Raw genomic sequence first — 16,088 nt, forward strand, 5'->3', positions numbered from 1 at the left:
CTACCCCTGTGCGCCTTGTTTGGCGAGCGTGGCGGCCGCGGTTTCCATGAGGAGCGCAAATGATACTGCGCCCGGATCGGGGTGGCCGAGGGAAGCATCGCCATGAGTTTTTGCCCGCCCCTTGGTGGCCACAATCTCGCTGGTGGCTTGGGCGGCTTCTTGTGCGGTAGCAGCTGCCTGCGCCCAGGCCGCGGCGAGGTCTTTCCCGCTTTCCAGCGCGGTTTCGAGAGCATCGGCGAAAGGTTCGGTGGCGTCTACCATGGTTTTTTGGCCCACTTTGGCCCCACCTTGGAGGGCCACGTGCCGCGCCCCGGCCACAATGGCCGCGCCCACGGCCGGCCCGGCCAGGCGCTCCTTATCATCAAAAGCGCGCGCCACTTCGCGGATCGCACCGCCCCACAGGGCACCTGAAGTGCCGCCGGCTCCTTCCGACCACGCCCGGCCGGCCTGGTCGATTACCGTGCGTGCCCCGCACCCGGCCGTGGCCGCCGCTTGCGCAATATCGCGCGCCGCCACTGAACCGAGCACCATACCTTGCCCGTGGTCGCCGTCCCCGGCAATGGAATCCAATTTGCCCAGGGATTCTTCGGCGTCGATCGCGGCCTGCGCGAGGGCCTGGAAGATTTCCGCGGCCTGCGCTCCTTGCGCCGCCGAATCCGCACTTCCCTTGGGGAGCTGGGTAACATCGCCGGGGCTTTCGGCGTCGGCCCCCGCATCCGCGCCGGTACCTACCAGGGGTTTGGTGCGGCGCGGTGCTTGCCCGATCTGCCCTTGCCCCACTTTGAAGGCGGGCGTATCGGCGGGCGCGAGCCAGTACTTTTCCAGTTCGGGATCGAGGAAGGCGAGCGAAAGGGAAGCGCCGGCCATATCGAGGGAGGTCACCTGTTCGCCCACTTCGGGGGCGATAATTTCGACGTCGTACGCGGCTAGTTGCGCGGTTACTTCGCCGTACAGGAGGAACAGTTCTTCGTATTTGGTGGCGCCCAGCCCGTTGAGGATCACCGCCACTTTGCCTTCGTAACCGCCCGGCACGCGCGCCGGTTCTTCGGCCATGACCCGCGAAACCAGTAGTTGGGCAAGTTCGGTGGCCGTCATGTGGTCGTGTTCGGAAATCCCGGGTTCGCCGTGAATGCCCAGGCCGAGCGCCACTTTCCCTTCCGGCACGGTGAAGAGCGGTTCGCTGGCGCCGGGAAGCGTGCAGCCACTGAAGGCCACGCCGAGCGTGCGCACGGAATCATTGGCGTGCCAGGCGAGCTTTTCGGCGGCGTCGAGATCGGCACCGGCAGCAATTGCTGCCCCGGTTGTTTTCACTACGAAAAGATCGCCTCCGATGCCGCGCCGCTCCCGATGTTTTTCGGGCGGGGCGGAAGCAATATCGTCGCTAATCGTGACGATGCGGGCGTCGATTCCGTAGTCTTCCCGCAGGTCTTTCGCGGCGGCACCGAAGTGCAGCACGTCCCCCGCGTAGTTGCCGAAGACGATCAATACTCCGCCGCCATTATTGGCCGCGCGGGCCACGGAAAGCACTTGGGATTCGGAAGGTGAAGCAAAAACGTTGCCGCACACCGTACCGTGTGCCATGCCCGGGCCCGTCCACCCGGAAAAGGCCGGATAGTGCCCGGACCCGCCGCCGATTACCAGCGCCACCTCGTTTTCCGGAGAGGCGGTAGCGCGCACGACGCCGCCGTGCACGGCCGTTACATATCGGGAATGAGCTTGCACAAAACCCGCCAAAGAATCCCGCGCGAAACGCTTCGGGTCGTTATATATGTATGTCAATTTATGCTCCGTTGCATCATGATGTTTCGGCTTTTGCCGTTACGCCTACACCTACAATATAGGATATATGATTTGCTGGGTCCGGTTATTTGGAACCGATTTCCTTTAGTCTGGGATTTCGCCGTTGCCCACGGGCGGTTCTGGCGCGTCCAAAGATTCATCAAAGAGATGCCGGTCCGTAGCCTGCAGGTTCGCGGCGATGAGCCGATCAGATCCGGAAACCATGTGGTTCCACATGAGCTTGGCGGCCGCGTTGGAGCGTCCCATTTGGATTTCGCGGTACACGGCAAGGTGTTCCTTATACGCCAACTCCTGATCTTCGCGTTCTTTCGCGGAATGTTCCAGCCACACTTTCAGCAAGCCCCGCAAAGTGGAGAGGAGCTCTGCCAGCGTGCGATTGCCGCTCAGCTCCCCTAATTCCACGTGGTAGGCGGCGTCGTACCGCACGAAATCGGCCTGGTTTTCCTCCCGCAAGGCGGTTTCTTGGCCGAGCAAGGTTTGCGAAAGCGGTTCCAGCAGGCGCATCGGCTCTTTGGATTGATGTACCGCCGTGGCGGCAAGGCGCGCGGCAAGCACCTCCAGGGAGGAACGCACCTGGAGCACATCCACGTATTCGTTGTACCCCAGTTCGAGTTGCCAGCGAATCACGTTACGCACCATCCCACCCGTGCCCATGCGCACATAGGCACCTGATCCGTGTTGCACTTCTACCACGCCCAGCACTTCCAACACACTGAGCGCCTCCCGAATCGTTGCACGCGAAACTCCCATCATGGCAGCCAGTTGCCGTTCCGCCGGCAAACGGCCGTCAACTTCATATTTTCCGGCGGCGATATCGTTAAGGATCGACTGGGCCGTACGCGAAACTTCCGTATTCGACCTCGCCGTCACGTTCAAGGGTGCAACTTCGCCGCGTTCAAGGCTGAGCTTTCTGGCCGCCGAACTAGTTTCTTCGTGCTCCGCTTCGAGCACCTTCGCTCTCTCAGCCATAAGCCATATCCCCTTGCTTTCCTCGCCGCGCACAACCTCGCGGGTGAAAGGCCGGGTGATCCAGCAGGAAGCACGATCACCCGCACCTCTAGCCAACAAATCAATACCTGTATCTTACGTACCAATCACCCAAAAAGAGCTGTGTCTTAGGGCGAGGTGGTGGCGAAGTAGTAGCTACACACGAACGTTCCAGCATCCTAGGATTCGAACTTTGCAAGTTCGGCTTGTTCACGCTCGTCCTCAGCAGCTAGGGCTTCGGGGCTCTTCATAGAGGCACGCAAGCCACCCAAAATGAGTGCGGAAAGGAGCATCACTCCTCCGACGACGCACATCGGCAACAGGTAACCGCCCGTCAAGTCATGCAACCAACCGGTGATGTAGCCGGCAGAGAACCCGGCAATGTTGCCGACAGTATTAATGAGTGCGGTACCCGCAGCGGCGGCAGCGCCAGTCAAGAACATAGTGGGAAGAGTCCAGAAGTTCGGTAGCACCGCGAAGATCGAGCAGGCGGTTACCGTAACCAGGAGGATGCAGGCCACCGGTTGATCTTGTACCAGCAAGGCTGCCGGAATTGAGATTCCGCCGATCACCGCGGGAAGGGCGATATGCCAGGTCTTTAAGCCGCGCTTCTGCACCATCTTCGACCACTGCCACAGACCCACTGCCGCAACCACATAAGGGATTGCAGTAATGAGACCTTCTTGGAAATTATTGAGTTCGCCCAGTTGCGCTTCGAAGCCCGAAACAATCGTCGGCAGGAAGAAGCCCAGCGCATACAACCCGTAGATAAAGCCGAAATAAACAAGCGAAAGTGCCCAGACCCGGCCATTCGTGAAGGTCTGCCGGGTGGAAACCTTGTAGGTCTCCTCTTTTTGTTCGTCTTCCTGCTTAAGTTCGGCTACCAACCAATCCGCTTGTTCTGTGGTGAGCCACCGGGCTTGATGCGGATCATCCTTGAGTACGTACAAAGCGGCGATCCCCACGACCACTGCGGGCAAACCCACAAAGAGGAACATGACGCGCCAACCTTCGAGGCCGAAGAGCCCATGCAGCTGGATCAACCCACCTGCCAGGGGCGCACCAATGGCGGTAGTGAGCGGTTGCGCAATGTAGAACAGGCCGAGCATCCGCGCCCGGTGGCAGGCGGGCGCCCACATCGAAAGGCAGAGAATTGCACCCGGGAAGAATCCGGCTTCTGCCACGCCGAGGAGGAAGCGTAACCAGTACAGCTGGGTAGCGGACTGCACGAAGGTGAAGAGCACAGCCACAATGCCCCAAGAAATCATGATTCGCGCCAACCATTTCCTAGCCCCGAATTTGTGCAGGGCCAGGTTGGATGGAACTTCGAGAATAATGTACCCAATGAAGAAGATGCCGGAGGCGAAGCCGAACTGTGCGGCGGTGAGGCCGAGGTCTTGATTCATTCCGTGCGGTGCGGCGAAGGAGATCGCCGTCCGGTCGAGGAAGTTAATGAAGAACATCAGCGCCAAAAACGGCACTAAATGTTTTGCCACTTGATTCATAGTGGACTTTTCAACGCTAGCTTCTCTGCTTTGCGCGTCTAAATCTTTATTTGTAGCCATGAGTGTCCTTGAATTCGAGCCGCATCTCGGGCCGTAGGTCCCGACGCGGGTGTGAGCCTCGTTGCTCAATAAGGCAAATGTAGCGAGCGAGAAAGATTTGGTCAACCACTTTTTGAAAACCGGGCCCCAGTCGAAGAATCGCCCCGCACCCCAAATCCGTATCGAAACGCGGCTCTTTTCTGCAACTTTCGCACTCCGGATCCGTTTCAGGTTCGCTCTTGCGAAGAAAAAATTTCCGCCCTACACTCGGAAGTGGTCAACCACTTTGGCGGGGTCGCGCTGGAGCGGCATCAGCACCGCTAATAATCGGGCACTCAGGTGCCGCTAGCAAACGCAATGGAGCGAATTATGGCCGGTGTAGGCATTTCTACATACGCACTTTTCTGGGAAATATCAGATCGGGTTCCCAATCCTCTGGATTTATCTGGCATGGTTGCGCGTACCCGCGAACTTGATTGTGAAGTACTGCAAATATGCGACTATCCGAAACTTGAAGCGCTCTCCTCCGCAGAACTCACCCGCTTGCATGATGATGCGGCGGCACAAGAGGTGGAGCTGGAGATTGGAACTCGAGGCACTGATCGCGCGCACCTGGAGAAATATCTAGATATCGCCCAGGCCCTAGAGGCGCGGGTGGTGCGAACGATGGTGCAGAAGAATCCGGAAGGGACTCTGGATCGTGCGCAGGTGGTACAAAACCTGCGTTCTCTCACCCCGCGGCTAGATAGCCAAGGTGTGGATCTAGCTATTGAAACCTACGAGCAGGTTTCCACTCAAGACCTGGTGTCAATCATTCAAGAAGTTGATCACCCTCGGGTGGGAATCGCTCTGGACCCGGCAAACTGCGTGGCCGGGCTGGAACATCCTCGCGATGTTATCGATCTATGTGCCCCCTACACGCTGAATCTACATGTGAAGGATTTTGCCTTCTCCCGGCAGCAGGGATGGGTTGGATTCACCTATGCAGGGGCGCCTATGGGCGAAGGGTTACTTGATTACGCCTACGAGGTGCAACAGGTGCAACCCGAAAAGCGAGGAATTAGCCAGATTGTTGAGCATTGGCTCGTCTGGCAAGAAGACGCAGAAACGACCGTCGCCGAGGAGCGCCGGTGGACCCAACAAACACTCGATTACATAAGGAGCAATCAGTAATTATGGCAACTAAACTCAACATCGTCGTTGTAGGTGCCGGTGGCAAGATGGGCATGCGTGTATCTCCGAATCTGCAGAACATTCCGGAGTACACCGTAAGCTTCGTAGATTCTGGCGAGCAGGGCCGTAAGAACGTCGAAGAAGCCGGCCGCACGCTTTCCGAACCGGCAGAGGTATTGCCAACTGCAGATGTAGTTGTGTATGCGGTACCGGATAAGCTGCTCGGCAAGATCACGGAACAATACGTGCCGCTGCAGAAGGAAGACTCTGTAGTTCTCACCCTTGTTCCGGCCGCCGCCTACGCAAATCTTTTGTATATGCGGGAGGGAATCACCTACGTAGTTTGCCACCCCTGCCATCCTTCTCTCTTCCTGGAACGCACCACGAAGGAAGAATGGGCTGATACCTTCGGTGGCCAGGCCGCCGCACAACACGTAGTGGCAGCCATGCACACACCGTCCGAAAAGTGGCAACCAATTGCTGAAGAGGTAATTGCCAACCAGTTCGCGCCGGTAATTAAAGTGCACTGGGGTTCCGTACATGACCTCGCAGTTCTCGAACCCACTTTGGCTGAAACCTTGGGTTGCATGCTTGGCCAATTCCTGCGGGATGCCATTGACTACACGGTTGAGCAGACGGATATGAGCACCGAAATGGTAGAAGCCATGGCTTACGGACATATTTGGATCGCTTTGACCAACGGCCTGCGTGGTTCGAACCCCTTCTCCGATGCATGTTTGCTGGCAATGGACTATGGACGTGAAACCGTTATCAACCCGAACTGGAAGGACATTTTCAAGGACGAAGATCTAGATAACGTGCTTGCCAAGATGCTTGGTCTAGAAAAGATCGAGCGTTAGTAGAAAGTAAGAAAATATAAATACCCGCTGAACAGGCAGAGCCCGCGAGTACGTTTGTACTGGCGGGCTCCACCTTTTAATTCACTCAAGTTTCGCTACCGGTACATCGTTCTTTACCCTCCCGGAAAATCACCTTTCGAGATCAGTTTCTTCCTGGGCCATCCGCAACTGTGAAGCTACAGCTGTTCAACAGGTAGATGGCACGATTTTTGCGTACGCACCCCCGCACGTTCTAATACCCCTTCTATTAGCACCCATTAGAGCGGGAATCTACTTTGCAAAACCCGCGTAACCCTCCCGCGAACCATCTCTGAAAAGTGTTTTCTTGGCACTTGACCGTATTTTCCACTTGCGCAAAATCGTAGATCCTATAGGATATATTCCACCGTGAGCGACGATGCTCACACAGAATTTAGCGTTATCGATTTATTGCGTTGACAGTGAGTCAGCGAGGACAACTGGACTTGCAATGCAGATTTATCGACTTCGCGAGAAACATAGAATTGAGGAAAAATGCGTCAAATCCAGAAGATTGCCATTGTCGGCGCGGGCTACATGGGTGGAGGAATCGCCCAATCACTTGCACTTGGCGGTTACGAGGTAGTAATCGCGGACGCCGACGAGGATAAAAGCGCACAGGCACTTGATCGTCTCATCAGGGAAGCTCAGGACTTTGAGGATCAGGGACTCTATCCCGAAGGCTCAGTAGAAAAGATCAAGTCGCACCTGTCCAACGGCGGCACAATAGCTAACGCCGTGGCTGACGCAGACTTTATTGAAGAAGCTGTCTTCGAATTACCTGGCGTTAAAAAAGAAGTGCTCCAAGAGATCTGCAAATACGCTCCCGAGGACGCAATTATTGGGACTAACACCTCCACGATTCCAGTTACCGTATTGAAATCGGCAGTAACTAATCCAGAACGCTTCCTAACCGTTCACTTCTCCAATCCTGCCCCCTTTATCCCAGGCGTTGAGCTAGTAGCCTCCGAAGATACAAGCTCCGAGGTGATTACCGCTATCAAAGGCGTCCTAGAACGCTGCGGCAGGCAGGGTGCACAGGTAGCCGACAAACCTGGTTTCGTTCTCAACCGCCTTCAATACGCGCTTCTCAAAGAAGCTTGCAATGTTGTAGAGGAAGGAGTTGCCACAGTTGAGGACGTTGACACCATCGTGCGGACTACGTTTGGGTTCCGTCTAGGCTTCTTCGGCCCCTTCGCAATTGCAGACCAGGCAGGGCTTGACGTTTACGCCAACTGCTTCACCACATTCGAAAATGCGTATGGAGAACGCCTCGCGACACCGAAGCTTCTCACGGAGCAAGTTTCCGAAGGCCGCCATGGCATCAAAAACGGCAAGGGAATTACAGGAGACTTTGATGACGAGACTAAGGAAGCCCTAATCGCATACCGCAATAAGGCTTACGCAAAGATGCAAAACCTTCTCAGCGAATTAGGCCCAGCTCCTAAGGGAAAGTAAACATTCGATAGGCATCGAACTTGTTTTCCTTGCCCTAACATCTTTTTCCCTTACACCTTGTGACTATTTATTCTCTTAGAAGGAGAAGCGACAGTGAGTTCTACTGTGGACGTTTCTAAAGTGAACGAGACCGCGCTCATCCGAAAATTAATGTTGCGCATCATTCCATTCATCATGGTGCTTTACACTATCGCCTATATAGACCGCTCTGTTGTAGGCTTCGCAAAACTGCAGATGAGCGTAGATATAGGTTTGACAGAGTCGGCATACGGACTGGGTGCAGGCCTCTTCTTCCTTGGATACTTCATTTTCGAAGTTCCTTCGAACTACGTGCTACCAAAGTTCGGACCCCGAAAGTGGTTTGCGCGTATCTTGGTGACGTGGGGCCTAGTAACAATGGCCACCGCTCTCACTCCAAACACAACTATTTTCTATATTTTACGATTCCTTTTGGGGGTATCTGAGGCAGGCTTCTATCCTGGAGTTCTCTATTACATAACGTTATGGTTCCCGCAAAGGCATCGCACGCGTGCTACCGGCATGTTTGTAATGGCTGCACCTCTGGCCTTCCTCATTATGAACCCTCTAGCCGGCTGGCTCCTCGATGCAGGCTGGCTTGGTTTACGCGGATGGCATTGGATGTTTATTATCTGCGGTGGAGCCGCAGTTATTGCAGCTATTCCGACCCTTTTCCTCCTCCATGACACTCCGCGGGAGGCTCCCTGGATTAGCGAAGCCGAAGCGACGTGGATCGAGACTGAACTGGAGAAGGATAAGAATCAGCTCGGCCAGGTGGAGCACAAGAATCCGCTCGCTGCTATGGGCTCTAAATATGTCTGGGCTTTCGCCTTTATATTCCTGCCTACCACCATAGGCGTGTATGGGCTTTCCTTCTGGGTGCCCTCGATCGTGGCACAATTCGCCGATTCCGGAACATCTATCGGGTTCTACTCCACGATTCCGTATCTGTTCGGGATCCTTGGTATCTGGGTAACTTCGCATTGGGCGAGCCGATTCAAGGAAAATTGGATTCCGCTTACAGTAATTTTCCTAGGTGCCGCACTCGGAACCGGCTTAGCTGGCTGGGTTGAGTCACCTGCTGCACAGCTCGCAGCAATGTCACTGGCCGCATTTTGCCTATACTCCCTCGCCGGAGTCTTCTGGCCATTGCCTACGCGATATCTCGTTGGCGCGACTGCCGCAATTGGGATCGCCTTTATCAACAGTTTCGGAAACCTTGGCGGATTCATTGGTCCATATCTCGTTGGCGCAATTTCAGACGCAACCGGCTCACCGAAGAACGGAATGTATTTCATTGCAGCGGTTCTCGTCGTTGGAGCATTGCTAACGCTCTGGATAAAGCACCTCTGGGCTGGCCAAAACCCGGAGGAACTCACGGAAAACACCGAGACTGCAGCAATCAAATAACAAGAACGTAAATCCTCAAGCCAAGACTTGAGATTTTCTGCCAAATCGAAAGAAGGAATGAAAACTTGACTTACACCGCCGATACGTGGCCAATTGCGGCCAAGATGAATTTTGGGCCCCTCACGGAAGAGGGAACGCTTACGGTTGATGCCGGGGAGCGGGTATGGCAAGACCAGATGCTCCAGGTAGCGGAATTTGGTTTTGACGCCATGGATCCGATGGATGACTGGATTCCGCTCGCAGATCTCGACGACCAACAGTTCGCACTTTTCCAGAAGGTTGCCAAGGATAACGGCCTGTCGGTACCCGCGGTATCTATCGGCCGGCAGAGCGTGGTAGATGTGGATCGCGGCGCGAAGAACGTGCAGATGATCCACCGGACCATAGAACGCGCAGCTGAGCTGGGCGCCACCATTATCAATATTGGGTTCCAGCAGGCTCTCACCCAGGCACAAAAAGATGCACTGTGGTTCTGGCTTGCCGATGGCCACAAAGACGATCCGAAGCTTCGCGACCTCGCTATCGAACGCGTGCGCGAAGTCGCCGATCATGCCCAAAAAGTAGGCATGCAGGTATCTCTCGAAATGTATGAGGATACTTATGTGGGAACCCCGGACGATGCGGTTTCCTTCTACAAGGATGTGGACCATCCGGCAGTGGGCCTCAACCCCGATATTGGGAACTTGATCCGGCTACACCGCCCGATGGAAAAGTACGACGTAATGCATGAAAAAGTGTTCCCGTACGCAAACTACTGGCATGCCAAGAACTACATTCGCGATGAAGATCCGGCTACCGGGAGCTATATGTCTGCCCCGGTTCCACTCGAAATCGGCACCATGAACTACCGCCAACTTATTCGCCGCGCTATCCAGCTCGGTTTCAACGGGCCCTTCATGGTGGAACACTACGGTTCGGATTGGCTTGCCGTCGGCGCCGCCAACCGCGACTATATTCGCCAGGTATTGCGCGGCGCTCTGCGCACTTTCCGTGATCAAAAGTAGAGGGCCAAGGAAACAAAAGGGTCCTAGTTGGCCTAGTTGCTCTAGTTGATCTAGTTGGCCTAGTTGACTAGGCCGCTGGGTACTACGCAAAACCAAGCCAGCCGGTCTGCGTGCTTCAGTACGCGGGCCGGCTGGTTTTTATTCTTCTTCGTCTATGATTTCGGCGTCGTGCTCGGAACGCAATAAAACGTTCTGCAAGTGGGTACACATAGCATCCGCCACGGCGCTTTCATTGCCGCTTTCGAAAGCTTTCACGATACGCGCGTGTTCTTTCACCGCGTAGCGCCCATCCGAAACGCCGCTTCCCACAGCCTGCCGCATCCGATGCACTTGGAAAGAAAGCGAATTTACCGCCGCTTCCAGGTAGCGGTTATCAGCATGATGCAAAATCACTTCATGAAATTTCCAGTCCGCGTCAAAATACCGCAAGATGAGCTCGAGATCCGCATCGTCGCCGTACTTTTCCATGAGATCCACTGTTTCCCGGTGCGCCTTTAATGCCTCGTTCAGATCCGCAATTAGCGGGCCTTCGCTATTCAGCGCCTTTTTCGCGGCCGGTATTTCTAGGAGCAACCTGGTTTCCACCAGGTCGTTTACCTCTTTCTTGGTGAGCTGCTCGGCCACCCGATATCCGCGCCGAGCTTCCCGGCGCACCAGCCCAGTCCGTTCCACTTCCACCAATGCTTCCCGCACGGGCGTTTGTGAAATCCCGAAAACACGCGAGAGACCGTCGATACTTAGCGAATCCCCCGGGGCGAACCTGCCGGCGATAAGGAGTTTGAGCAACTCGTCATAAACCTTGTCACGCAGGGCAACATTTTCGCCCTGTAGATCAATTTTTTCTAGGCTTTCCGATGCCACCGTATTCCTTCTTATCTCCTGAAGCTACCCTAGGAATTTCCGCGCACGTAAACCGGCAGGTGCCCAGCGGCGGCCGCAGGACTACACACACGCTTACTATTTGTTAATACAACCAATTGCGAGGCGGAACATTCCCGGTTGGTCACCTTATCTATCGTACTAAGAAAGAAGGGTGGGAGTCCCGAGACCTTCGGTGTGGGATTATGCGAGATTACGCAAGGTCGTATCCCCGCTCTTTAGCTTCTTCGCGCCAGCCCGGTACCGGGCCCACTTCTTCTTCATATGCGGCTAGGTCGGCGAGGGCTTGTTCGTAATCAGAATCGTCTATGTGCCGCAGCACGCGCGCCGGCACTCCCACCATAATTACATTCGCCGGAACGTCGCGCATTACTACCGCGCCAGCGCCAATGATCGAGTTCTCTCCGATCGTCACGCCCGGGCCTACCGTTACCGAAGCACCCAGCCACACCCCATTCTTGATGGTGATCGGCGCACCATATTCGAGCCCGCGGTTACGAATCGCCGGATGAATCGGATGAGAAGCCGTTGTAAGCGTGACCCGCGGGCCGATCATCACGTTATCCCCAATGGTTATCGGAGCTACGTCCAGGAACACCGAGCCGACGTTCACAAAACAGTTCTCCCCGAAACTCGTATTTTGCCCATAATCGCAGTAGGTAGGCGGGCAGATCCGCGAAGACCGCGGCAGATGCCCAAACAACTGCGAAGCTTGCGCATACACCTCTTCTTCGCGGTGCGGGCTCAGCAGATTCAGCTGTTCCTGATGCGCGAGGGTCCGCTGGCGCACCCGGGCCATAAAAGGATCATCGGCGTTGTAAAGTTTGCCGGCCACCATCCGCTCCCACATTGGTGAAGGGGTGCCTTCAGGAAGGTTCTTTGTTCCGCCAGAACGGTGCGGTTCCGCGTTCTGTGCCGGGTTAAAACCCGGTGCGGCATCGGGTTGCTTTGTCATGAGCTCCATGATGTCACATCCCGACGCCGCACAACTCCCGATGAAGTACAGCTTCGTCACCTGCTCGCCTAAGCTCCGGATCGGTTACGGAAGGACGCCACTATGTTTATGCGCCTACATGCTACCGTTACGGATCCAAATCCCGTGCCAACCCGAAGCTTCAAAACGTCAGCCAGGCGGGGTTCTACACTAAAGTAGTGTCAATATTGAAGGCTGTAACCACTCCGCGTAGCTCCTCCTTCGTCAAACCTCCCCCGGCGTTTTCACCAAGCAAACGGTGCCGGTAATAATAGGTAGCCCCCGCTTCCAAATACTCAACCTTATCCACCGCATCCATAGGGGAAATATCAGAACGCACCATAAGCCCGTGTTTGGCCCAGATGGTCATAGTATGTTCCCGCAGCCCCGCAATATTCGCTTGCCCGAGTTCTTCCCCACCCGGGATCATAAAGGGCAAGAATTTTACGCCCGTCGGCACCTGAATAATAGTTTCCGCCTCCCACCGGAAAATTGCCTCGTTATATGCCTTGTCATTCGAGAGTTCCGGCAGGTGAGAGAGAAGTGTTAAATACGGCGGCTGCCCATGCACCAGTACATGATGCTCCACTTTCCGGCGGGCAACCTGATCTGCGTGTACCCCCAAATGCGAATTGAATTCCGAGGTCGGCTTGGTGAAAGTTGCTTGCGGAGCGCGGCGCCACACCGCGCGCCTGCCCGTTGCATCCGGAATCACCACCGAAACGATCTCCTTCGGGCGGTCTTTAATCTCCCGCAAACGGCACCCCGAGCCGGTAACAAACACCGTCCAGCCAGCCAGCTCTGGAACTGCCACCGGCAATTCCAACTCGCCCACTACGGGAAATATTTCTTCCACCCCTTCTGGTTGTTTCTTGCAGGCAACCGATATGTTTCCTGCACCCGCTTCTACTGCCGCCAAATGGTCCAGCCGTGCACCAGCCGCCCCCATTTGTTCCAAAATCTCACTCGTTGTGGATGTGTACGTCATTTTCTATTGCTTTCTATTTGTTTATTTAGTAGGTGTCGGTTGTAGTAGGTATCAGTTAGTTTTGTGACCACGTAGCCTTCTGACGGTCGGTTTTCTAGCCGGTAAACGGTGTCGCCTATCGCATGAACAATCAGCCAACGAGACCATGCCGCCGTCGTGGATAATCGTCCATCATGATCACACTTTGGTGTGATTAACCGACCTGCGCTTTTACGAAACTATGGTTCGTAACGAATAGTTGGTACCGAGCGGGCAATCAGATCCCGCCGCGTTTCCGAGCCTGGTGGCAGCGCTCCAATGGCCTGTAGTTGCACCGCTATATTCCCCATCACCGTGGCTTCGGCAGGCCCGGCGATTACGGGTATTCCCGTTACTTCCGCGGTGAGTTGGTTGAGGAAGCTATTCTTGGAACCTCCACCAACGATGTAGATCTCCCTTATTCTCTTTCCAGTTAGCTTTTCTGCCTGCTGGAACGTTTCTTTGTACGACGCCGCTAGGGACTCACATACACAACGGAAAATCTCCCCGCGGGTAACCGGCACTGGTTGCCCGGTTTCCTCGGCCATGGCCGCAAGCCTGTGCACCATCGGGCCCGGGGCGAGCAGACGCTGATCGCTCATATCGAGGATGGTGCGCCCGGCAGGAGCCCGGCGAGCTTCGACTGTTAGTTCCTCCCAGTTATTGGTAACTTCCCATTCACGGGCACATTCTTGTGCCACCCACAAGCCCATAATGTTCTTGAGATACCGGACGGTCTTATCAACCCCCAACTCATTGGTGAAATTCGCAGCGCGGGAAGCTTCACTCAAAACCGGCTCTTCTAATTCGCATCCGACCAAAGACCAAGTCCCGCTGGAGATAAATCCAAAAGTTTCCCCGGTCTCATAGCGCTGTGTGACAGGGATTGCGGCTACCGCGGAAGCTGTATCGTGGCTTGCCACGGCCACCACCGGTACCTGTTTCGAACCGGTCTTCTCGCCACCACCGAGCCCATCAGGAATATTCCCAATAATGGAGCCCGGCTCTACCAGTTCCCCAAAATATTGGCCGATGTTCTTCCCGGTCAGCTCTTGTACCTTCGTAGCAACTCGCTGGTTCCAGTTCCGCGTCCGCGGATCTATCATCCCGGTTGTAGAAGCATTTGTTACTTCACAGCCGCGCGTACCGGTTAGCAAATACGCCAACAGATCTGGCAACAAAGCCGCCCATTGGGAGGCATCTGCCGTAGCCAGTTCGGTATCTGCTACCAGCTGGTAAATAGTGTTGAACGGCTGGAATTGGGTGCCAGTTTCGCGATACAAAGCTACTTCGTCAAGCGCCTCATGTACCTGTTTCACGGCAGCTTCCGTGCGATCACTACGGTAGCTGTAGGGGTAACTCAATAACCGGGAATCTGCCCCAAACCTGCCGTAATCCACGCCCCAAGTATCTATGCCCACGGCATGAATGGGCCCCGCCTGGGCCGCAAGCTTAAGCCCGCGGCCCACTTGCGCCCACAGATAGAGCACATCCCAAAACAGTTCGGTGTTATTACTTACGGCTTGCGTACCCCTCCGCGGATCCGCATCCTGGTAATTTTCCCGGTTGCTATCTGTTTCCGGTACGCGCATGGGCACGGCTCGGTTCGGAAATCGATGGCATTCTTCCAGGTGGATGCGTGTACCGTCATAAACCCCTACCATCACGCGCCCACTGGATGCGCCCAGATCAATTCCGGCCACGCGCCACGTTGTCATAAGTCTTTCACTCCCTATTTCTTCGCGCTTTTGCGGTGCTTTAGGCTCCCCAGCTGGCCTGGGTGCCACCAACGCGTTCTTGCGCGATCTTCTCCAGATACCCGGACTCTTGGAAAGCACGCATTGGATCGGGGTTCAGCCCGCGCTCTTCCCGCCACTGCGCGAGCATGGGCCGCACATCCGTGTAGAAAGCATCCATGAGTACCTGGTTAGCACCCAACACGTCGTGTTCCGCTTGCTTCTGGCGGAGCAACTTGTGATCCACCAGCAAAGCTTTCGCGGACATCTCCTGCACAGTGAGAGCCGAAAGGATCTCACCCGGGATTTTCTCCTCGACGTTATGGCACTGGTCGAGCATGAAGTTGACGCCTGAATCCTTATCCAAAGCACCTTGGCTGACGATTTCGTGCATAATCCGGAAGAGCTGGAACGGATCTGCCAAACCGACTATGAGATCGTCGTCGGCATAGAAACGCGAATTGAAATCAAAGGCGCCCAAACGTCCCGCCCGCAAAAGTTGCATCACAATGAACTCCACATTGGTGTTCGGTGCATGATGCCCGGTATCAAGGCAGACCACGGCGCGTTCACCTAAAGCCTGCACCTGTACTAACGCGGTTCCCCAATCCGGTACGTCCGTGTGGTAGAAGGCCGGTTCAAAAAACTTGTATTCGAGTAACAGATACTGGGAGTCAGAAAGATCCGCGTAAATTTCTTCCAGGGACCGCGCGAGTGTATCTTGCCGGCGCCGCATCGAATCTTGGCCCGGGTAATTCGTGCCATCTCCCAACCAAATCTTCAAGGTGGAGGAACCCGTTTTATTCATGACGTCGATGCACTTACGATGCGCGTCTACCGCCTTTTGCCGTACACTTTCGTCACTGTTGGTGAGGGATCCAAATTTGTAGGCGTCGTCTTGAAAAACATTCGAGTTGATGGTGCCGATTGACACTCCCTGCTCTTTTGCATAGTTTTGGAGATCTTCGTAATCATCAACCAAATCCCACGGAATATGCAGGGATACCCGGGGAGTGATGCCCGTGTACTTGTGCACCTGCGCCGCATCCGCAATTTTTTCGTACGGATCACGCGGCGTTCCCGGGGTGCCATAGACTTTGAATCGCGTTCCCGAGTTTCCAAACGCCCAGCTCGGCAATTCAATTGTTTGTTCATCTAGGAGACTCCGTTGTTCGGCGCTCAGATCTCGCAATGCCACCATTTTTATCTAACCTTTCTGGCC

13 protein-coding genes are annotated in these 16,088 nt (G+C 55.2%); 5 read left to right on the forward strand and 8 right to left on the reverse strand.

Annotated features, from left to right (window positions below; all coding sequences use genetic code 11):
* The 3 genes from H8274_RS08675 to H8274_RS08685 all read right to left on the reverse strand — a co-directional run bounded on the left by H8274_RS08675 (window position 1) and on the right by H8274_RS08685 (window position 4,352).
* A complete protein-coding gene (locus H8274_RS08675; protein ID WP_185934319.1) occupies window positions 1-1,779 on the reverse strand; it encodes a dihydroxyacetone kinase family protein in 1,779 nt (592 codons plus the stop codon).
* A gap of 105 nt (window positions 1,780-1,884) precedes the next feature.
* Entirely contained in the window at window positions 1,885-2,769 is an 885-nt protein-coding gene (locus H8274_RS08680; RefSeq protein WP_049620245.1) for a FadR/GntR family transcriptional regulator, read from the reverse strand.
* A gap of 197 nt (window positions 2,770-2,966) precedes the next feature.
* On the reverse strand, window positions 2,967-4,352 hold the full coding sequence (locus H8274_RS08685; RefSeq protein ID WP_185934320.1) for an MFS transporter: 1,386 nt from the start codon (window positions 4,350-4,352) through the stop codon (window positions 2,967-2,969).
* A 336-nt stretch (window positions 4,353-4,688) separates the two neighbouring features.
* On the opposite strand from H8274_RS08685, the gene H8274_RS08690 reads away from it, so the two are divergent.
* From H8274_RS08690 to H8274_RS08710, 5 genes are all read left to right on the forward strand, one after another.
* The gene (locus H8274_RS08690; RefSeq protein ID WP_221884787.1) at window positions 4,689-5,504 is read left to right on the forward strand and encodes a sugar phosphate isomerase/epimerase family protein; all 816 of its coding nucleotides are present in this window, start codon (window positions 4,689-4,691) and stop codon (window positions 5,502-5,504) included.
* Between the two features lie 2 nt (window positions 5,505-5,506).
* The gene (locus tag H8274_RS08695; RefSeq protein ID WP_185934321.1) at window positions 5,507-6,364 is read left to right on the forward strand and encodes a phosphogluconate dehydrogenase C-terminal domain-containing protein; all 858 of its coding nucleotides are present in this window, start codon (window positions 5,507-5,509) and stop codon (window positions 6,362-6,364) included.
* Window positions 6,365-6,877: 513 nt separating this feature from the next.
* Window positions 6,878-7,840, forward strand: coding sequence for a 3-hydroxyacyl-CoA dehydrogenase family protein (locus H8274_RS08700; protein WP_185934322.1), 963 nt, complete (start codon window positions 6,878-6,880; stop codon window positions 7,838-7,840).
* Between the two features lie 93 nt (window positions 7,841-7,933).
* On the forward strand, window positions 7,934-9,268 hold the full coding sequence (locus H8274_RS08705; protein WP_221884788.1) for an MFS transporter: 1,335 nt from the start codon (window positions 7,934-7,936) through the stop codon (window positions 9,266-9,268).
* A gap of 65 nt (window positions 9,269-9,333) precedes the next feature.
* Complete coding sequence (locus tag H8274_RS08710; RefSeq protein WP_244924581.1) at window positions 9,334-10,272, forward strand: sugar phosphate isomerase/epimerase family protein; 939 nt, start codon at window positions 9,334-9,336, stop codon at window positions 10,270-10,272.
* Between the two features lie 138 nt (window positions 10,273-10,410).
* Here the strand turns inward: H8274_RS08710 and H8274_RS08715 are convergent, their stop codons facing one another.
* The 5 genes from H8274_RS08715 to rhaI form a co-directional block, all read right to left on the reverse strand.
* On the reverse strand, window positions 10,411-11,133 hold the full coding sequence (locus tag H8274_RS08715; RefSeq protein WP_185934323.1) for a GntR family transcriptional regulator: 723 nt from the start codon (window positions 11,131-11,133) through the stop codon (window positions 10,411-10,413).
* A 211-nt stretch (window positions 11,134-11,344) separates the two neighbouring features.
* Window positions 11,345-12,106 (reverse strand): sugar O-acetyltransferase, encoded by a 762-nt coding sequence (locus H8274_RS08720; protein WP_221884789.1) that lies wholly within the window; start codon window positions 12,104-12,106, stop codon window positions 11,345-11,347.
* Window positions 12,107-12,290: 184 nt separating this feature from the next.
* Window positions 12,291-13,112 carry a class II aldolase/adducin family protein gene (locus H8274_RS08725; RefSeq protein WP_185934324.1) on the reverse strand — a complete coding sequence of 274 codons (822 nt, stop codon included), beginning with the start codon at window positions 13,110-13,112 and terminating at the stop codon, window positions 12,291-12,293.
* A gap of 218 nt (window positions 13,113-13,330) precedes the next feature.
* Window positions 13,331-14,848, reverse strand: coding sequence for a rhamnulokinase (locus H8274_RS08730; protein WP_185934325.1), 1,518 nt, complete (start codon window positions 14,846-14,848; stop codon window positions 13,331-13,333).
* Between the two features lie 40 nt (window positions 14,849-14,888).
* A complete protein-coding gene (rhaI, locus tag H8274_RS08735) occupies window positions 14,889-16,067 on the reverse strand; it encodes an L-rhamnose isomerase (protein WP_185934326.1) in 1,179 nt (392 codons plus the stop codon).
* Window positions 16,068-16,088 lie beyond the last annotated feature (21 nt).

The sequence above is a fragment of the Actinobaculum suis genome, assembly GCF_900618115.1.
Classification (GTDB): domain Bacteria; phylum Actinomycetota; class Actinomycetes; order Actinomycetales; family Actinomycetaceae; genus Actinobaculum; species Actinobaculum suis.